We start from the raw sequence: 18,079 nt of genomic DNA on the forward strand, positions 1-18,079 counted from the left end.
CAGTACGGTCTGCCCCATGGCGTTGTCGAAGCTCGAGCGCGAGCAGTTCCTGGCCGAACCGCACATCGGTGCGCTGTCCGTCGTCGAACGGTCCGAGCGCGCCCCGCTGACGGTTCCGATCTGGTACCACTACGCCCCGGGCGGGCCGTTGTGGGTGTACACCGGCTCCGATTCCCGGAAGGCGCGGGCGATCTCCTCGGCAGGGCGTTTCAGCCTCATGGTGCAGCGGACCGAACCGACGGTGCGCTACGCGTCCGTGGAGGGCCCGGTGACGGGGACGGAACCGGGAAGCCGCGAGCGGTCCTGGGAGATGGCCGCGCGGTACCTCCCTCCGGACAAGGCCGCCGAGTTCGTCGAGTACGAACGGGCCCACCTCGGTGAGCACGTCGTCATCTCCATGCGTCCGGAGCACTGGCTCTCCGGGGACTTGGGCGCTCTGTAGCGCTCCGGTGGCCGTCACCGGCCGATGCTGTCGAGGGGAACCCGCGCGGTTTCCGGAATTTTCAGGATGGGGATGATCCCGATGACGCCGGCGAGGATCAGGTAGTAGGCGGGAATGTCGTTGTCCCCGGTCATCTGGATCAAGAACTCGACGAGCGCACCGCACGTCCCGCCGAACAGCGACACCGAGATGTTGTAGCCGATCGCGAACGCGCCGTAGCGCACCCGGGTGGGGAACATCGCGGGGAACGTGGAACCGATGACCGCGAGCATCAGAACCAGCAGGAAGGCCATGGTCAGGAAGCCGGCCAGCAGGAAGGCGATGTTGCCGGTCTGCATCGCTTGCAGCGAGGGGTAGCTCAGGAAGATGAAACCGAGGGCGGAGGTGATCAGCAGGGGTTTGCGCCCGATCCGGTCGGACAGCGCTCCCAGCGGCACGATGACCAGGATCTGGACGATCTCCACGAAGACGATGATCCCCCCGGCGGCGGTGTCGTCGAGGTCGAGGTGCTCCTGCAGGTAGGAGGGCATGGTCGTCAGCAGCATGTAGTCGGCGACGCTGAGCAGGAACACGATGCCGAACAAGTTCAGGATCATGCGCCAGTGCTGGACGAGCGTCTCCCGCAGCGGGGCCTTCTGCGGGTTCCCGTCGCGTTCGAGGAGCTTGTGGAACTCGGGGGTGTCCTCCAGCTTGGTCCGCAGGTACAGCCCGATGAGGCCGAGCGGCAGCGCCAGCAGGAACGGGAGGCGCCATCCCCAGGAGGCCATCGACTCCGCGTCGAGGGAGAAGACCGTGGCGAGCACGACGGCGTTGCCGAGGACGTAGCCCGACAACGTGCCGAACTCCAGGAAGCTGCCGAAGAACCCGCGGCGCGCGGTGGGGGCGTACTCGGCGATGAAGGTCGCCGCTCCGCCGTACTCGCCGCCGGTCGAGAACCCTTGGACGATCCGCAGCACGAGGACCATCAGCGATGCGCCGATCCCGAACGAGTAGGGCCCGGCGTAGGTGGGCAGAACACCGACGAGGAACGTGCAGCCCGACATCAGCAGGATGGTCGCCGCCAGCACGCGCTGGCGTCCCAGCTTGTCGCCGAGCGGGCCGAAAACGACGCCTCCCAGGGGGCGCACGATGAACCCGGCGGCGACCAGCGCGAGCGACTTGAGCACGCTGTTCTCGTCGCCGGGAAAGAACTGGGATCCGACGGCAACGGTGAGCGCCCCGGACGTGAAAACGCCGTAGTCGTACCATTCGACGGCATTTCCCATGGCCGAGGCCATAACCGCCCTGCGCACGGTCGATTGGTCGACTTCCGACCCTCTCTCGGTTTCCGCGGTGGTCATAGCGCTCTCCTCGAGCACGCGCACGCCGGGGCGCACGTGCTGCAGCAGCTTTCAGGTGTATTGCGGATCACATATCGTGGTGCTCTGGCCACACAGGCTGCGTCAGAATTCTCGCCGCTACAAGCAAAAGATCTTAATGTGCGGCCTCAGGTCGGCTGAATGATCGTTCCGGCGTCGTTCCGCGGAATCCCGCACTTCCGCGGAACGACCCCGCCAGAAAGGAACCGGACAGAAAGGAACCGGATTCGGTGGATCGCGGATCCGGGCGCACCCGCGCCGAACGATCCGCACGTTCCCCTCGTGCGGCGTGGGGCCGGCTGCGGGGGCGCGGATTCCGCGGGTTACAGCCCCACGGCGACGTACTTGGTCTCCAGGAACTCGTCGATGCCGACCTTGCCGCCTTCGCGGCCGAGGCCGGAGTGCTTGACCCCGCCGAAGGGGGCGGCCGGATTGGACACGACGCCCTGGTTGAGGCCGACCATGCCGCTGTCCAGCGCCTCGGAGATCCGCAGCGCCCGCTGGAGGTCGGTGGTGTAGACGTAGCTGAGCAGGCCGTACTCGGTGTCGTTGGCCGCGGCGAGCGCCTCGCCTTCGGTGGTGAAGGTGGTGATCGGGGCGACGGGGCCGAAGATCTCCTCGTGGTGCATCCGCGCGGCGGCGGGCACGTCGGTGAGCACCGTCGGCGGGTAGAAGTAGCCCCGCCCTTCGCAGCGGTTGCCGCCGGTGCTCACCCGCGCGCCGCGCCGGACCGCATCGTCGACCAGTTCGGCGACCTTGTCGAGTTGCGCGGTGTCGACCAGCGGGCCGACCTCGGAGTCCTCGGAGACGCCGCGTTCGACGTGCAGCGCGCCCATCCGTTCGGCCAATCGGTCGGAGAACTCCTCGGCGACGGCGGTGTGCACGTAGAACCGGTTGGCCGCGGTGCAGGCCTGGCCGATGTTGCGCATCTTCGCCTGCATCGCTCCGTCGACGGCGGCGTCGAGGTCGGCGTCGTCGAAGACGAGGAACGGGGCGTTGCCGCCCAGCTCCAGCGACACGTTGAGCACCTGCTCGGCGGACTGCTCGATGAGGGTGCGACCCACCGCCGTGGAACCGGTGAACGACAGCTTGCGCGCCCGGCCGTCACGGATGAGGGGTTCGGTGAGCTCTCCGGCGTGGCGGGTGGGCACGAGGTTGAGCACGCCGTCGGGCAGGCCGGCCTCGCCGAGGATCTCGGCCAGCGCGAGCATGGACAGCGGGGTCTGGTGGGCCGGTTTGACCACCATGGTGCAGCCGGCCGCCACGGCCGGACCGATCTTGCGGGTGCCCATCGCGGCGGGGAAGTTCCACGGGGTGATCAACAGGGCCGGGCCGACCGGCTGGTGCATCACCAGGAAGCGGCTCGTGCCGTGGGGGGCCACCGCGTAGTCGCCGGAAATGCGCACGGCCTCCTCGGCGAACCAGCGGAAGAACTCCGCGGCGTAGGTGATCTCCCCGCGCGATTCGGCCAGCGGCTTGCCCATCTCCAACGTCATCAACAGCGCGAGGTCCTCACGACGCTGCATCATCAGCTCGTAGGCGCGACGCAGGATCTCGCCGCGTTCCCGCGGCGGGTGAGCCGACCAGCTCTGCTGCGCCTCGGCCGCGGCGGCCAACGCGGCCACCCCGTCAGCAGGGGAGGCATCAGCGACGGAACAGAGCACCGACGCCGTCGACGGGTCCTCGACCTCGTAGGTCCGCTCGCCGGTGGCCGCGCGCCACGAACCGCCGATGAGCAACTGCTTGGGCACGGCATCCACAACAGACCGTTCCTCGTCGGTGCGTTCGCAGGCTGACGGGGACGGCGCGGACGGGGCCGCGAGTGCGTCGGGGGGAGTCATGGTGGGAAACCTCCGTTGTGCGTGCTGCTGCGGGAGCTGTTCGCTCTGCTTCTCCGCTCGCGGACGGGGCGTGCTGGACGGGGGAGGGGCACGCCGACGGGGCGTCATGGTTCCATCTCAGCGGAGATTGTCAACAATCTTACGTCGGGAGGCGGGGCAGGATCCGCTGTGGCGGCGGGGACGCTGCGGTGGTGGGCGCGGACTTCGCGGCGGAACTGGCAGGCCGCGTCGAAATCGGCGCAGCTCAGCTGAACTGCTGCTTCAGCATTGATTAGCGCGGCTGAACTACCCCTCCGGGTGGGTCGGCCGCGCGGTGTCGAGGCTCAGCTGCGTCGCGGCTTCGCGCAACGCGCTGATGAGCACGGCCAGGCTCGGCACGCCGCTGGTGCCGGCCCGCACCGCCACCGACACCTTGCGGGACAGCAGCGGCTCGATGACCGACAGCAGCCGCACTGCGGAGGACAGGCGCTCGGTGGCCAGCTGCGGCACGAGGCTGACGCCGAGTCCGGCGCTGACCAGCGAGAGCACCACCGTGTAGTCGTCGCTGGTGTGCTCCAGCTCGGGGGCGAACCCGACGAGTCCGCAGGCGCGTTCCAGGGTCGTCCGCAGGGCGGTGTCGCTGCGGGGCGCGATCCAGTGCTCGTCGCGGAGCGCCTCGAGCCGCAGTTGACCGGGCGGGATGTCGAACGCGGGCGGAACGGTGGCCAGCAGCGATTCGGTGAGCAGCGGCGTGAGCTCGACGCCGGGATCATCGATGGCGGGCAGGAGGTTGTACTCGTAGGTCAGCAGCACGTCGATGCTGCCTGCCTTGAGGGCGTCGATGCCGTCCGGGGTCTCCCACTCCTCCAGCACGACCCTGAGATCGGGGTGGTCCCGGTGGCAGGAGGTCAGGGCGGGCGGGACGAGCGCGCTGGCCGCGGTGGCGAAGGCCCCGAGCCGCACGCTGCCGGCCACGCTGCCCGACAGCGCGGCCACGCTGGCCCGGGCCGCTTCCAGCTCGGCCAGCACCCGCTCGGTGTGGGAGACCAGCACCTGCGCGGCCTCGGTGAGCAGCACCCGTCGCCCGTCTCGGAGCAGCAGCGGAGCGCCGACCTCCCGCTGCAGCTGCGACAACTGCTGCGAGACCGCGGACGGCGTCAGCGAGCAAGCCTCCGCGACGGCGGCGATGGTGCCGCGGGAGGCGAGCTCCCGGAGCAGCCGAAGGCGGCGCACATCCAGCATGCAGCTAGGCTAATGGAGCTCGTCAAAAATATTTGATTGTTCTAACGGTAGTGCTGCTTCAGCCTGGGCGGCGTGAGAGTCGATTCGCTTGCTGGCGGTGCCGCTGAGCACAGGCAGCGCCTCGTCGCGCTGCGCGAGCGCATGCGGTCCGAGGACATCAACGCCGCCGCCCTGACCAGCCCGGAGAACATCTACTACCTGACCGGCCTGGACCACCTCGGCTACTTCGCCTTCACCCTGCTCGTGGTGCCCGCGGAGGGGCAGCCGGTCCTGGTGACCCGGGCGATGGAGCGGCCGACGATCCGCGCGCAGGTGCCGTGGTGCCGGCACGTGACCTTCCAGGACGGTGACACGCCGGCCGGCGCGGTGGTGGCGGCGCTCGGGGAGCTCCTCGGCGACGGCGGCACCGTCGCCCTGGACGAGGACTCGATGTTCTTCCCCCCGGCGATCGCCGCCGCGATCCGGGACGGGCTTTCCGGGGTGCGGTGGCGCTCCGGCACGGATCTGCTCACCGCGCAGCGCGCGGTGAAATCCCCCGCCGAGCTCGAGTGCGTGCGCCGCGCGGCCTCGCTGTCCGACGCCGCGATGCAGGCCGGCCTCGACGCCGCCGGGGCCGGCGCCTCCGAACGCACGGTCGCGGCGGAGGTCTACCGCACCATGATCGACGCGGGCGGGGACCCTCCTGGCTTCCCCCCGCTGATCCGCCCGACCTCCCTGCTCCACCAGGAACACGTCTCGTGGGGGGACCGCACCCTGCAACCGGGCCAGGGGCTGTTCCTGGAACTGGGGGCGAGCGTGCACCGGTACCACGCCCCGATGAGCCGGACCACCTACATCGGACACCCGGTTGAGGGGGCCGCGGAAGCGGCCGCGACCGCGCACGCGGGCCTCGAAGCGGCCCAGCAGGCGCTGCGTCCCGGCGCCCGCACCGGCGACGTCTACCGCGCGTGGCAGCACGCGGTCTCCGACGAGGCGGGCCCGCTGCGCCACCACTGCGGATACCTCATCGGCATCGGCTTCCCGCCCAGCTGGACGGGCGGCGGGGAAGTGCTGGGCATCCGCGCCGGCGGCCGGACCGAGATCACCCCGGGGATGACCTTCCACCTCATGTCCTGGATCACGCAGCCGGTCGGGCACGTGCTCTCCGACACCGCGCTCGTCACGGCCACGGGCAGCGAACTGCTCACCACCCTGCCGCGCACGCTCGCAGCACCGTCCTGACCCCGCGGCGTCCGCGCGCACCCTGAAAACCCCACGCCGCCCTGCACGCACCCGCCAACCATCCGTCACACCACGCGGGAGGAACCCACCGTGCGCATCACCGGACTCAAGACCACCCCCGTCGCCGTCCCCTACCGCACCGAGGAGGTCTGGGCGTTCGGCAAGCGCTCCGGCCACATCAGCGTGCTGCTGGAGGTGGAAACCGACGAAGGGCTGATCGGGCTCGGCGAAGCCGCCGCCTACCCCAGCGCCGACATCGTGCTCGCCGTCTTCCGCAGCATCGAACCCCTCGTCGTGGGCGAGGACCCCCTCGCCATCGAGCGGCTCATCCACCGCATCGACCTCATCGGCACCTGGCACCACGTCAAGGCCAGCAGCCCCGCGATCGCCGCCGTGGAGATGGCCTGCTGGGACATCCTCGGCAAGGTCTGCCAGCAGCCCCTGGTCACCCTGCTCGGCGGTCGGTTCCGCGACACCGTCGAGTACTTCTACTACGTCGCGCGCACCCGCCCCGACGAGGTCGCCGAGGAAGGCCGCCGCGCCCAGGCCGGCGGATTCGGCACCTGCTACCTCAAGGCGGTCCACGACGACCCGCGCACCGACGTCGAGCGGGTCACCGCCCTGCGGGAGGGCGTCGGCCCGGGGATGCGGATCCGGGTGGACGCCAACGAGGCCTGGTCCCCGGGAACCGCGGTCCGCACCATCCGGGCCATGGAGGAAGCCGAGCTCGAACTCATCGAACAACCCGTCTCCGGCCGCAACCTCGCGGAGATGGCCTACGTGCGCCACCGCACCAACACCCCGTTGCTGGCCAACGAGGCCTGCTGGACCCGCCACGACCAACTGGCGGTGATCCGCGCCGGCGCCGCCGACGTGCTCTCCGCGGACAACCAGGCCGACGGCGGGCTGCTCAACCTCAAGCGCTCAGCCGGCATCTGCGAGGCCGCAGGCCTGCCGGTGGTCAAGCACAGCCTCGGCGAACTCGGGGTCGCCCTCGCAGCCGCCACCCACGTGGTGGCCGCCACCCCCAACTTCCGCCACGCCAACCAGGCCTACGGCGCGCTGCTGTCCGACGACGTCACCACGGCATTCGGCGGCCCGGACAGCAACTACCGCGACGGCTGCCTCGCGGTTCCCGCAGCACCCGGCCTCGGCGTCGAGCTGGACACCGACAAGGTCGCCGGCTACGCCGAGCTGTACCAGGAGAAGAGCCAGGACTTCTCCTTCAGCGACGGGGAGCACACCGCGGCTCCGGCACTTCCCAAAGCCTGAGCCCACCACCCGCCCGCCCCGCCGCACCGGCCGCCGCCCGCTACCGGCGCGGCGGGGCACCGGCACGCACACCACCAACGAGGGGACGGCAGCACCATGAGCACTGCAGCGAACCCGGGAGCGCCGGGCACGGCGGCGCGGGACCGCGCGCTCGCAACCGCTCTGCGCGCCGACGTCAGCGGCGACGTCCTGTTCGACGCGGGATCGCAGGCGCTGTACGCCACCGACGCCTCGAACTACCGCCAGGTGCCGGTCGGCGTGGTGCGCCCCCGCAGCGAAGACGACGTGCTCGCCACCGTCGCCCACGCCCGCCACCACGAGGTGCCGATCACCAGCCGCGGCGCGGGCACGAGCATCGCCGGCAACGCCTGCGGACCCGGGCTGGTCCTGGACTGCGCCCGCTACCTCGACCGGATCCTCGACGTCGACCCGAGCCGGCGCCGCGCGCGGGTCCAGCCGGGCGTGGTGCTGGACTCGTTGCGGACGGCCGCCGGAAGCCACGGCCTCACCTTCGGCCCGGACCCCTCCACGCACAGCCGGTGCACCCTCGGCGGGATGATCGGCAACAACTCCTGCGGCACGCACTCGGTGGCCTGGGGCAAGACCGTCGACAACGTGCACGCCCTGCGCGTGCTGCTCTCCGACGGCACCAGGCTGGAGCTCGGCCCCGCCGACCCCGCCGAGCTCGACCGGCTGTGCGCGCGGCAGGACCGCACCGGCGCGCTGCACCGCGACCTGCGCGCGCTGAGCACCGCGACCGCCGACGACGTGCGCCGGGAGTACCCCGACCTGCCCCGCCGCGTCTCCGGCTACAACCTCGACCAGCTCCTGCCGGAGAACGGGTTCCACGTGGCTCGGGCGCTGGTGGGCAGCGAGGGCAGCTGCGCGATCGTGCTCGACGCCGACGTGCGGCTCGTCGACGCGCCCCGCGCCCGGGCGGTGGTCGTCCTCGGCTTCGACGACACCTACGCCGCCGCCGACGAGGTGCCCCGCCTGACCGGGCAGGGCGCACTGGCCGTCGAAGGCATCAGCACCGACCTCGTCGACGTCGTCCGCGACCGCAACCCCCGGTCACCCGCCCTGCGGCTGCTGCCGGGCGGACGCAGCTGGCTGCTGGTGGAAACCGGTGGCAGCGAGGTGGGCGAGGCCCGCGCCGCCGCGGAGCGCATCGCCCGCGCCCTCGACGGCCGCGCCGAGGTCGCCGTGCACACGGACCCGGCGAAGATGGCAGCGCTGTGGAAGATCCGCGAGGAGGGCTCGGGCTACTCCACGCGGATGGCTGACGGCTCCGAGCGGTGGTCCGGCTGGGAGGACGCCGCCGTTCCCCCCGAACGGCTCGGCACCTACCTGCGCCAGTTCGACGAGCTGCTGCAGCGCTTCGGCCGCCGCGGCGTCACCTACGGGCACTACGGCGACGGGTGCATCCACGTCCGCATCGACTTCGACCTGCTGTCGCAGGCCGGCGCCGGCGACTACCGGGCGTTCCTGGAGGCCGCCGCCGACCTCACCGTCGCCCACGGCGGCTCGCTGTCCGGGGAGCACGGCGACGGCCAGGCCCGTTCGGAACTGCTGCAGCGGATGTACTCTCCGCGGCTGATCACGGCGTTCGAGACGTTCAAGGACGCCTTCGACCCCGACGGGCTGTTCAACCCCGGACAGATCGCCCGCCCCCGGCCCGTGGACGCCGACCTGCGCCCGCTCGTGGCACCGGCCCGCCTGCCCACCCGCACCGAACTGGCGCTGCACGCCGACGACGGCGACCTCGCCTCGGCCACGCGCCGCTGCGTCGGCGTCGGCAAGTGCCTGAACTCCTCCGGTGGTGTGATGTGCCCGAGCTACCGGGCCACCGGTGCCGAGCAGCACTCCACGCGCGGGCGGGCGCACCTGCTCTACGAGATGCTCGCCGGCGACGTGATCACCAGCGGGTGGCGTTCGCCGGAAGTCCGCGAGGCGCTGGACCTGTGCCTGTCCTGCAAGGGCTGCAAGACCGACTGTCCGGTGGGTGTGGACATGGCCACCTACAAGGCCGAGTTCCTGCACCACCACTACCGGCGTCGCCTGCGCCCGGCTTCGCACTACTCGATGGGATTCCTGCCCGCGTGGCTGGCCCTGGGCCAGCACGCCCCCGGGCTGGTCAACCGGGTGATGGCCGGTCCCGCCGCCGGAGCGCTCAAACGCCTCGGGGGGATCGCCCCCGAACGCGACCTGCCGCGGCTGGCCCACCGGACGCTGCGCGCCTGGTGGGCGCGGCACGGCAGGCCCCGGAGCCGCGGCGATCACCCGGTGCTGCTGTTCCCGGACACCTTCACCAACCACTTCGACCCGCACGTCGGCCGGGACGCGATCGCCGCGCTCCAGCGGCTGGGCTTCGCCGTGCACCTGCCCCGCGAGCAGGTCTGCTGCGGGTTGACGTGGGCCTCCACCGGCCAGCTCGGCATCGCGCGGGCCGGGGTGCGCCGCACCGCCCGGGCGCTGCGGCCCGCCGTGCGAGCGGGCGCGCCGGTGGTCGGCCTGGAGCCGAGCTGCACCGCGTTCCTGCGCAACGACGCGCTCGAACTCGCCCCGCACGACGAGGACGTCCAGGCCCTCGCGGGGGCGACCCGCTCGTTCGCCGAGCAGGTCGCCCCCACCCGCGAGCGCTGGCAGGTCGAGACCGGGGGCGAACGGGCACTGGTGCAGATGCACTGCCACCAGTACGCCGAACTCGGCTTCGACGCCGACCGGTCCGCGCTGGAGGCGACGGGGATCCGGGCGGAGGTCCTCGATTCCGGTTGCTGCGGCCTCGCCGGCAACTTCGGGTTCGAACGCGGCCACTACGACGTCTCCGTGGCCTGCGCCGAGCAGGCCCTGCTGCCGGCCGTGCGCGCGGCCGAACCGGGCACGCGCGTCATCGCCGACGGATTCAGCTGCCGCACCCAGCTTCGCCAGAGCGCCGGCGTCGAACCGGACCACCTGGCCAGCCTCGTCGCCCGCGCCGTCGAGGAGTTGTAACCTACCGGGCACGTCGCCGAATGCGGAGCTGCGGGATCAGGCGGCCCGCGCGGAGGTCCACCAACCGGACACCGCGGCGGTGCCGGGTGCGCGGTGCTCCGCATTCCACGACCTCAACGCAGAACCGCTCGAGCGCGTCCTCGCCGGTGGCTCGAGCTCGACCGCCCGGAGGAAGCCGCTGTGCGGATCCACTTGTCGAGCGTCTTCGTCGACGACCAGGACGAGGCCCTGCGCTTCTACACCCAGAAGCTGGGCTTCGTGAAGAAGACCGAGGTCCCGCTCGGCGAGGCCCGCTGGCTGACCGTGGTCTCGCCCGAGGACCCGGACGGCACGGAACTCCTCCTCGAACCGGACACCCACCCCGCCGTCAAGCCCTACAAGGAGGCGCTGGTCCGGGACGGCATCCCCGCCACCTCCTTCGTCGTGGACGACGTACCCGCGGAGTTCGAGCGCCTGCGCGGCCTCGGCGTGCGGTTCACCCAGCAACCGGTCGCCATGGGACCGGTCACCACAGCGGTTCTGGACGACACCTGCGGCAACCTGATCCAGATCGCCCAGCACCACTAGGCCCGGAACACGCTCCGTTCCGGGCCGGAGGACGAGCACGCCGCATCGTCCGGACGAGCTCCGAGCGGTGCCCGGACGGTCACCCCTGCGGTGGGGCGTTCCGCACCCGAGCGCGGCGCCTCGCGCAGCGGGGTGATCGCCAGGACCCGCGGCGCGGCCTCGTCACGGGGGAGGCGGGAACCGCGCCGCGCACGTGCGCTTCGCATCCCGACGCGACCACGGTGACGTTCCCGTCCCGCGGTGCCGCGCCGGCTTGGGGAGCCGGGGCGCGTGCTCGTAGGCTCCCCGGCGTGGATGTGACGGTGACTCCGCTTCCGGGGCTTGGCACGCAGCAGGACTTCATCACCCGGTCCGGGCGCAGGGTCGGGGTGATCACCTATCGGGACGGTCGGCTGGAGCTGATCGTCTCCGACGGGCAGGACCGGGACGCGGTGGCCGCGTCCGTCGAGCTGACCACCGAGGAGACCAGCGCGCTGGCCAACCTCCTGGGCGCTCCCCAGCTGGTCGCCCAGCTCACCGAGCAGCAGCGCGAAGTCACGGGGGTCACCACCTGGCAGCTGCCCGTCGTCGCCGGATCCCCGTACGTCGACCGCCCCCTCGGCGCCACCGAGATGCGCACCCGCACGTCCGTGTCGATCGTGGCGGTGGTCCGCGACGGCGACGTGCACCCCTCGCCGCGGCCGGACTTCCACTTCGCCGCCGGCGACCTCGTCGTGGCCGTGGGCACCGTCGAAGGGCTGCGGGCCGCCAACGACATCCTGGAACGCGGCTGAGCGCTGAGCACCCGCCTGCACGCCCGCAGCGGGCGTGCCGCGCGACAACTCCATAGGCAGGACCATGCGAGAGGAAACACGGTGCACGACACGGCGATCTCCCTGATCGAGTTGGGAGCGGTGTTCTTCGGCCTCGGCCTGCTGGGCAGACTCGCCTGGAAGATCGGGATCTCCCCGATCCCGCTGTACCTGCTGGGCGGGCTGGCCTTCGGCTCCGGCGGGCTCCTCCCGCTGCACGGCATCGCACCGTTCACCCACCTGGCCTCCGAGATCGGCGTGGTGCTGCTGCTGTTCCTGCTGGGCCTGGAGTACTCCGCGAGCGAACTGGTCACCGGGCTGCGCCGGTCCTGGCTGGCCGGGCTGACCGACATCGCGCTGAACGCGGCGCCGGGCGCGCTCGTGGCCTGGCTGCTGGGCTGGGGGCCGATCGGGGCGCTGACCATGGCCGGGGTCACCTACATCTCCTCCTCCGGGATCGTCGCCAAGGTGCTCGGTGACCTGGGCCGGCTGGGGAACCGGGAAACCCCGGTGGTGCTGTCGGTGCTGGTGTTCGAGGACCTGGCGATGGCGATCTACCTGCCGATCCTGACCGCCCTGCTGGCCGGGGTCGGCTTCCTCGGCGGGCTCACCGCGGTGGGGGTGTCGATGGTGGTGATCACCCTGGTGCTGGTGGTCGCGCTGCGCTTCGGCAAGTACGTCTCGGCGTTGGTGCACAGCCCCGATTCGGAGGTGTTCCTGCTGCGGCTCCTGGGCGCGGCGCTGCTGGTCGCCGGGGTCGCCTCGGAGCTGCAGGTCTCGGCCGCGGTCGGGGCGTTCCTGCTGGGGATCGCGATCTCCGGTTCCACCGCGGCCAACGCCACCCGCATGCTGGAGCCGCTGCGCGACCTGTTCGCGGCGGTGTTCTTCGTGGTCTTCGGACTCAACACCGACCCGGCGGAGATCCCGCCCGTGCTGGCGGTCGCGCTGCTGCTCGCGCTGGCCACGACCGCGACGAAGATCCTCACCGGGTGGCTGGCCGCCCGCCTGCAGGGTCTGGGCCGGATGGGGCGCCTGCGGGCCGGGGCGGCGCTGGTCGCCCGCGGGGAGTTCTCCATCGTCATCGCCGGACTGGCGGTGTCCTCCGGCGCGGTGTCGGGGCAGCTGGCCGCCCTGGCCACCACCTACGTCCTGCTCATGGCGATCCTCGGGCCGGTGGCAGCCCGCTTCGTGGAACCGCTGGCGCGCCGCCTCCTCCCGCACCGATCGACTTCTGCCACGGGGACGCAGCCGCGCGTGGCGAGCACGACCTCCTCCGCACCCGGTCCGGTGGACGGATCAGGGCAGTAGCGGTACCTCCTCGACCCCGCCGAACGGCGGTGCGGACCCCCTCCCGATCGATCAGCGCAGCGTCGCGCGCAGCGGGCCGGCATCACCCCGGACGGGTCGATCCCGAGGACGTGTCCCGGTCGCTGCGCTGCAGGCGCAGCACGGTGCCGGCACCGCTGGCCGACACGTACAGCGCACCGTCCCCGCCGACCGCGACCCCGGCGAACGGGGCCGGCACCCCGGGCAGGCCGTGGTTGAACAGCGCCGGTTGGGCCCGCGACGTCCCGGCGGGCGGCCCGACGCCGAGCTCCTCGGCCTCGACGGTGCTCGCACCGCTGCCCAGGTCGATCGCCAGCAGCCGACGCCGTCCCACCTCCACGACGAACAGCTCACCGCCGTGCACGGCGATGCCCTGCGGGCGATCCAGCCCCTCGGCCAGCGGGACGAGCGCGCCGCCGTCGACGCGCGCCACCGCGCCGCGCCGCTCGTCGCAGACGTGGCAGCGATCCTCCGCGTCGACGGCGACGTCCACCGGCGCGTCCAACCCGCCGACGAGCACGTCGAGCACGTCGTCCTCGTCGATGGTCACGACACGCCCCGCGCCGGCCTCGGCGACGACGAGCGCGCCGTCGGACCGCGCGGCCAGGCCCATGGGCTGGTCGAGCTCCGCAGCGCGCCTGGTCAGCTCCCGCCGGTCCGGCTCGTAACTGCTGACCGCGCCGTACTGCGAGGTGAGGTGCACCCGGCCGCGGTCGTCGGCGACGACCCCGTGGCTGAGCACGAGCAGTTCCCGCGTCCGCGCCGCTGCGCCCTCGACCTCGGCCAACCGGTAGTTGTCCCCGGCGAACACCGCCCCGGAGGAGTCGACGGCCACCCCGTACGGGCCGCAGAAACCGGTCGGCACGATCCGGCGCGCGCGCCCGTCGGGTGCCAGTTCGGCGATGCCGCCCTCGGCGAAGCTGGAGACGAACATGCGGTTGTCCGCGTCGAACGCGGCGTTGTCCATGCCGGACAGCTCGGTGGCGCCGACCGCGCGGGCACCGGACCCGAACAGGTCGATCCGGGTGACGATGCCCTCCTGCCCGCGGGAGAGCACGGTCAGCACCCCGCTGCGGTCGAACCGCACGGCCACGGGCGCGTGCACGCCCTCGGCGACCAGTTCCGCCCCGCCGCCGTCCGGTGCCACGCGGTGGACCTCGCCGGTGAGCATGTGCGGGTAGTACACGTACCCGTCGGGTCCGAACTGCATCGCGTTGCCCATCGCGAGCCCCTCGGTGAGCACCACCGGATCCCCTCCGCCGGGGAACAGCTCCAGCACCCGGCCGCCCATCCGCATCTCGTTGACGAACAACCGGTCGCCGAGGCACGTGATGCCGTTGGGCACCGGCACCTCGGCGACGAGCGCGAACTCGCCGTCGGGGCTGCGCCGCCACACCCGGCCCGGTGTGAGGTCGGCGATGTACATGGAGCCGTCGGTGCCGAACGCGAGGTCGTCGGGCGACTGCACGGGCCCGTCGACGACGACCTCGACCTCGCCCGAGGGGAGGTCGACGGCGCTGATCCGCCCGGCGAGGTACTCGGCGACGTGCAGCCGACCGTCCGGTCCGAACGCGACACCGTTGGACCCCTGCAGCGGGCTGGTCCCGGTCAGGCGCGCGGCCCGCCACCGCTCGTCGCGCGGGTGCGCGCTGCCGCGGGTCGGGTCAACGCGCATCGCCGAGCACCTCGTTGATCCCGTCGCTGGAGCGCCACTCCCGCAGCAGCTGGTGGAACGCCGCGGGACCGCGGCCGTAGATCTGCCGGGTGCGCGGATCGCCCTCGTTGTTGTAGTAGCCGGGTGTGCACTCGGCGTCGAACCACTCCTGCCGCGGCGCCGTCCGCCGGATCGTCTCCACCCAGGCGGTCTCCGCCTCGACGGTCGGTTCGACGCACTTCACCCCGCGGCGGCGGGCTTCGGCGATGACGGCGGCGACGTGCACGGCCTGCTCGTCGAGCACGTGCGTGAAGTTCACCGACGGGGCGTTCTGCAGCGGACCGAGGTGGAACAGGTTCGGAAACCCGTTGCTGCAGAATCCGTGCAGCGTGCGCGTCCCGGTGGCGCGCCACGACTCGAGCAGGCTGACGCCGTCCCTGCCGCGCACCGGCAGTCGCCCGGTCAGCACGTCCGACCGCCCCACTTCGAAACCGGTCGCGAAGATGACGCAGTCCACCTCGCAGGTCTGCTCGCCGACCACGAGGGCGTTGCTGGTGATCCGCTCGACCCCGCCGCGGTCCGCGGTGTCGACCAGCGTGACGTTGGGCCGGTTGAACGCCTGCAGGTACTCGTCGCTGAAGGTGGGGCGTTTGCAGCCGTAGCGGTACCAGGGTTTGAGCAGCTCGGCCGTCGTCGGGTCGTCGACGACGTCGTCGACGCGGGCGCGCAGCCGGTTCATCTTCTCGAAGTCGAGGAGCTCCTCGGTGCGCTCCCACTCGTCGCGGTCGAGGTGCGCGCGGGCGTCGGTCGGGGTGATCTTGCCGAGCAGGTGTCCGCTCGCGGTCCACGCGTCGTCCACGAGGTCCTCGTCCACGAGGTCCTCGTCCACCTCGTGGCCGGTGACCAGCGCCTGGAAGTTCTCCCGGCGCCGGGCGTGCCAGCCGGGCTGCACCGACTCGGCCCACTCCGGGTCGGTGCGGCGGTTGGCGCGCACGTCCACCGCCGAGGGCGTGCGCTGGAACACGTACAAGTGCTGGCAGTCGCGTGCCAGGTGCGGCACCGCCTGGATCGCCGTGGCGCCGGTGCCGATGATCGCGACGCGCTTGTCGGCCAACCCCGCGAGGCCGCCGTTCGCGTCGCCGCCGGTGTAGTCGTAGTCCCAGCGGCTCGTGTGGAACATGTGCCCCGCGAACTCCTCGATGCCCGGGATGCCCGGCAGTTTCGGGTGGTCGAGCGTTCCGTTCGAGACCACCACGTAGTGCGCGCGCATTTCGTCGTCGCGGTCGGTGCGCACGACCCACTCGGAGTCGTCCCAGCGCAGCTCGGTGACACCGGTGTGGAAGCACGCTTGGCGGTAGAGGTCGAACGTGCGGCCGATCGCCATGGCGTGCTGGCGGATCTCCTCGCCGGGGGAGTACTTCCACTCGGGGATGTGGCCGACCTCTTCCAGCAGCGGCAGGTAGACGTAGGACTCGATGTCGCAGTGGATGCCGGGGTAGCGGTTCCAGTACCACGTGCCGCCGAAGTCACCGCCCTTCTCGACCACGCGGATCCGCGCCAGCCCCTGCTGCCGCAGGCGCGCGCCCGCGAGCAGTCCGCCGAAGCCCCCGCCGATGACCACCGCGTCCACGCGGTCGACCAGGGGATCCCGAGCTTGGGGCTGCGCGTGCGGGTCCTCGGCGTAGTCGCTGAACTCGCCGGCCGCGCGCCGGTACTGCGCACTGCCGTCGGGGCGGACGCGGCGCGCGCGCTCGGCCCGGTAGCGGGCGCGGAGCTCCTCGGGGTCGAAGTCGAGCTCCTCGGGGGTTCGCGGGGACCGCGATGGCACCATGCCGACCTTCCTCCCACACCATCTAAATCAGTCAACTGACTTACAACGGTAGCAGCCCCGCAGCACCACCGCCGAGACCGCGCGTGCGGCTTCCGTGTATCTGCAACGCCGCAGGTCCAGGCCATGGCCCCGCTGAGCGCCGCGTCCGCGGGTGCACGCAAGGGGGTCCGCAACTGAATTCCGCGGCCCGGATGATCGCTGCCGATGCAGGCTGGTGGCATGGCACACGTGCTGGAGGAGATCGTGTTGCGGCCCGCGGCCGCTGCTGAGGCGGGCGTCTTGACGGAGCTGGCCTTGCGGTCGAAAAGCTACTGGGGATACGACCGGACGTTCCTCGAGGCGTGCCGTGACGAGCTGACGTTGCACCCGGCGGAGCTGGAGGCGCGCCGGGTGATCGTCGCGGACAGCGGAGGCAGACCCATGGGCTTTTACAGCTTGGAAGGGCAGACCCCGGAGGGGGAGCTGGGCTACTCGTTCGTGGAGCCGTCCGCCATCGGCCACGGCATCGGCGGACAGCTCTGGAACCACATGTGCGACACCGCCCGCAGGCTGGGCTTCCGTCAGGTCCGCATCGCGTCCGACCCCGACGCCACGTCCTTCTACCAGTCGCGCGGAGCCGACCTGGTCGGCGCTGTCGCGTCTGGCTCGATACCCGGCCGTGAACTACCGCTGCTCAGGTACTTCCCGCCCGAAGACCTGCTGTAATGAGGTTCGCAGCTCACTGACCGATCCCTGCTGCACGCAGCATCCACTCAGCGCGGCAACCAACCGGCTCTCGGTGTGTCCTGAGCGATGATTTTTCCGCACTGTGCTGGTCTGCACGCCGAAATACCGACTAACGGGGGGCTGGCGCTATGCGGAAACTGACCTTTGGCATGAACCTCAGCCTGGACGGCTACGTCGCCGCGCCCGGCGACGACCTCGGCTGGAGCGTCCCGAGCGACGAGCTGTTCCAGTGGTGGTCCGACCGGGTGGGCGCGACGGGCCTGGCGCTGTACGGGCGCAAACTGTGGGAGACGATGAGCTCCCACTGGCCGACCGCCGACCAGCAGCCTGGCGCCACACCGGCGGAGATTGAGTTCGCCCGCCGCTGGCGGGACATGCCAAAGGTGGTGTTCTCCTCGACGACCAGCACGGTCGACTGGAACACCCGCCTGGTCACCGGCGACGCGGTCACCGAGATCACCCGGCTCAAGGCCGAGGATGGCGGCCCCATGGACATCGGCGGCGCCACACTCGCCGCGGCGGCCATGCGGGCCGGGTTGATCGACGAGTACGTGTTGGCCACCGCACCGGTCTTGGTGGGCGGCGGCACGCCGTTCTTTGCGGCCCTGGACAACTGGGTGAACCTGACCCTGGTGGAGACGCGGACGTTTCCCGACGACGTGGTCCTGACCAGGTACGAGACCAGGCGTTGAGTGCCCGACCTCGGATCGGCGCGGGCTTCGGGCCGCCTTCGACCGGGAGCGCATCGTGCTCAGGGGAACCTGCGGCAGCCCTGCTCGAGCACACACGTTCCGGTGACAATCGCAGCGCCCGCGTGGTGATCGACCCCAACGACAGG

General features: G+C 71.6%; 14 protein-coding genes. 9 read left to right on the forward strand and 5 right to left on the reverse strand.

Going from position 1 to position 18,079, the window contains the following annotated elements; translation table 11 throughout:
- The first annotated feature begins 16 nt into the window (after window positions 1-16).
- A complete protein-coding gene (locus ACYVJE_RS13490) occupies window positions 17-442 on the forward strand; it encodes a pyridoxamine 5'-phosphate oxidase family protein (protein ID WP_459155720.1) in 426 nt (141 codons plus the stop codon).
- A gap of 14 nt (window positions 443-456) precedes the next feature.
- On the opposite strand, the gene ACYVJE_RS13495 is transcribed toward ACYVJE_RS13490, so the two are convergent.
- From ACYVJE_RS13495 to ACYVJE_RS13505, 3 genes are all read right to left on the reverse strand, one after another.
- Complete coding sequence (locus tag ACYVJE_RS13495) at window positions 457-1,782, reverse strand: MFS transporter (RefSeq protein ID WP_461144713.1); 1,326 nt, start codon at window positions 1,780-1,782, stop codon at window positions 457-459.
- 341 nt (window positions 1,783-2,123) lie between these two features.
- Window positions 2,124-3,551, reverse strand: coding sequence for an NAD-dependent succinate-semialdehyde dehydrogenase (locus tag ACYVJE_RS13500; protein ID WP_461144714.1), 1,428 nt, complete (start codon window positions 3,549-3,551; stop codon window positions 2,124-2,126).
- A gap of 375 nt (window positions 3,552-3,926) precedes the next feature.
- A complete protein-coding gene (locus tag ACYVJE_RS13505) occupies window positions 3,927-4,862 on the reverse strand; it encodes a LysR family transcriptional regulator (RefSeq protein WP_461144715.1) in 936 nt (311 codons plus the stop codon).
- A gap of 72 nt (window positions 4,863-4,934) precedes the next feature.
- Between ACYVJE_RS13505 and ACYVJE_RS13510 the strand changes: the two genes are divergently transcribed.
- The 6 genes from ACYVJE_RS13510 (at window position 4,935) to ACYVJE_RS13535 (ending at window position 13,012) form a co-directional block, all read left to right on the forward strand.
- The gene (locus ACYVJE_RS13510) at window positions 4,935-6,083 is read left to right on the forward strand and encodes a M24 family metallopeptidase (RefSeq protein WP_461144716.1); all 1,149 of its coding nucleotides are present in this window, start codon (window positions 4,935-4,937) and stop codon (window positions 6,081-6,083) included.
- Between the two features lie 90 nt (window positions 6,084-6,173).
- Window positions 6,174-7,355: a mandelate racemase/muconate lactonizing enzyme family protein gene (locus ACYVJE_RS13515; RefSeq protein ID WP_461144717.1), complete on the forward strand. Its 1,182-nt coding sequence runs from the start codon at window positions 6,174-6,176 to the stop codon at window positions 7,353-7,355.
- A gap of 96 nt (window positions 7,356-7,451) precedes the next feature.
- Complete coding sequence (locus ACYVJE_RS13520; RefSeq protein ID WP_461144718.1) at window positions 7,452-10,346, forward strand: FAD-binding and (Fe-S)-binding domain-containing protein; 2,895 nt, start codon at window positions 7,452-7,454, stop codon at window positions 10,344-10,346.
- A gap of 180 nt (window positions 10,347-10,526) precedes the next feature.
- Window positions 10,527-10,913, forward strand: a complete 387-nt coding sequence (locus tag ACYVJE_RS13525) for a VOC family protein (protein ID WP_461144719.1) — start codon at window positions 10,527-10,529, stop codon at window positions 10,911-10,913.
- A gap of 290 nt (window positions 10,914-11,203) precedes the next feature.
- Entirely contained in the window at window positions 11,204-11,686 is a 483-nt protein-coding gene (locus ACYVJE_RS13530) for a cation:proton antiporter regulatory subunit (RefSeq protein ID WP_461144720.1), read from the forward strand.
- Window positions 11,687-11,767: 81 nt separating this feature from the next.
- On the forward strand, window positions 11,768-13,012 hold the full coding sequence (locus ACYVJE_RS13535; protein ID WP_461144721.1) for a cation:proton antiporter: 1,245 nt from the start codon (window positions 11,768-11,770) through the stop codon (window positions 13,010-13,012).
- Window positions 13,013-13,094: 82 nt separating this feature from the next.
- Here ACYVJE_RS13535 and ACYVJE_RS13540 read toward each other — a convergent pair whose 3' ends face one another.
- Window positions 13,095-14,705 (reverse strand): Vgb family protein, encoded by a 1,611-nt coding sequence (locus tag ACYVJE_RS13540; protein WP_461144722.1) that lies wholly within the window; start codon window positions 14,703-14,705, stop codon window positions 13,095-13,097.
- Entirely contained in the window at window positions 14,695-16,515 is a 1,821-nt protein-coding gene (locus ACYVJE_RS13545) for a flavin-containing monooxygenase (protein WP_461144723.1), read from the reverse strand. Before ACYVJE_RS13545 ends, ACYVJE_RS13540 begins: the two co-directional genes overlap by 11 nt.
- Window positions 16,516-16,734: 219 nt before the next feature.
- Between ACYVJE_RS13545 and ACYVJE_RS13550 the strand changes: the two genes are divergently transcribed.
- Window positions 16,735-17,220 carry a GNAT family N-acetyltransferase gene (locus tag ACYVJE_RS13550; RefSeq protein WP_461144724.1) on the forward strand — a complete coding sequence of 162 codons (486 nt, stop codon included), beginning with the start codon at window positions 16,735-16,737 and terminating at the stop codon, window positions 17,218-17,220.
- Between the two features lie 149 nt (window positions 17,221-17,369).
- On the forward strand, window positions 17,370-17,933 hold the full coding sequence (locus ACYVJE_RS13555) for a dihydrofolate reductase family protein (protein WP_461144725.1): 564 nt from the start codon (window positions 17,370-17,372) through the stop codon (window positions 17,931-17,933).
- The last annotated feature ends 146 nt before the right edge of the window (window positions 17,934-18,079 follow it).

It is taken from the genome of Salinifilum aidingensis (assembly GCF_054782015.1).

Bases quoted from the DNA above. Each gene is read 5' to 3' on its own strand.
- ACYVJE_RS13495 (WP_461144713.1), bottom strand. From the start codon at position 1,782: ATGACCACCGCGGAAACCGAGAGAGGGTCGGAAGTCGACCAATCGACC.
- ACYVJE_RS13550 (WP_461144724.1), top strand. From the start codon at position 16,735: ATGGCACACGTGCTGGAGGAGATCGTGTTGCGGCCCGCGGCCGCTGCT.
- ACYVJE_RS13555 (WP_461144725.1), top strand. From the start codon at position 17,370: ATGCGGAAACTGACCTTTGGCATGAACCTCAGCCTGGACGGCTACGTC.
- ACYVJE_RS13545 (WP_461144723.1), bottom strand. From the start codon at position 16,515: ATGGTGCCATCGCGGTCCCCGCGAACCCCCGAGGAGCTCGACTTCGAC.
- ACYVJE_RS13520 (WP_461144718.1), top strand. From the start codon at position 7,452: ATGAGCACTGCAGCGAACCCGGGAGCGCCGGGCACGGCGGCGCGGGAC.
- ACYVJE_RS13540 (WP_461144722.1), bottom strand. From the start codon at position 14,705: ATGCGCGTTGACCCGACCCGCGGCAGCGCGCACCCGCGCGACGAGCGG.
- ACYVJE_RS13490 (WP_459155720.1), top strand. From the start codon at position 17: ATGGCGTTGTCGAAGCTCGAGCGCGAGCAGTTCCTGGCCGAACCGCAC.
- ACYVJE_RS13505 (WP_461144715.1), bottom strand. From the start codon at position 4,862: ATGCTGGATGTGCGCCGCCTTCGGCTGCTCCGGGAGCTCGCCTCCCGC.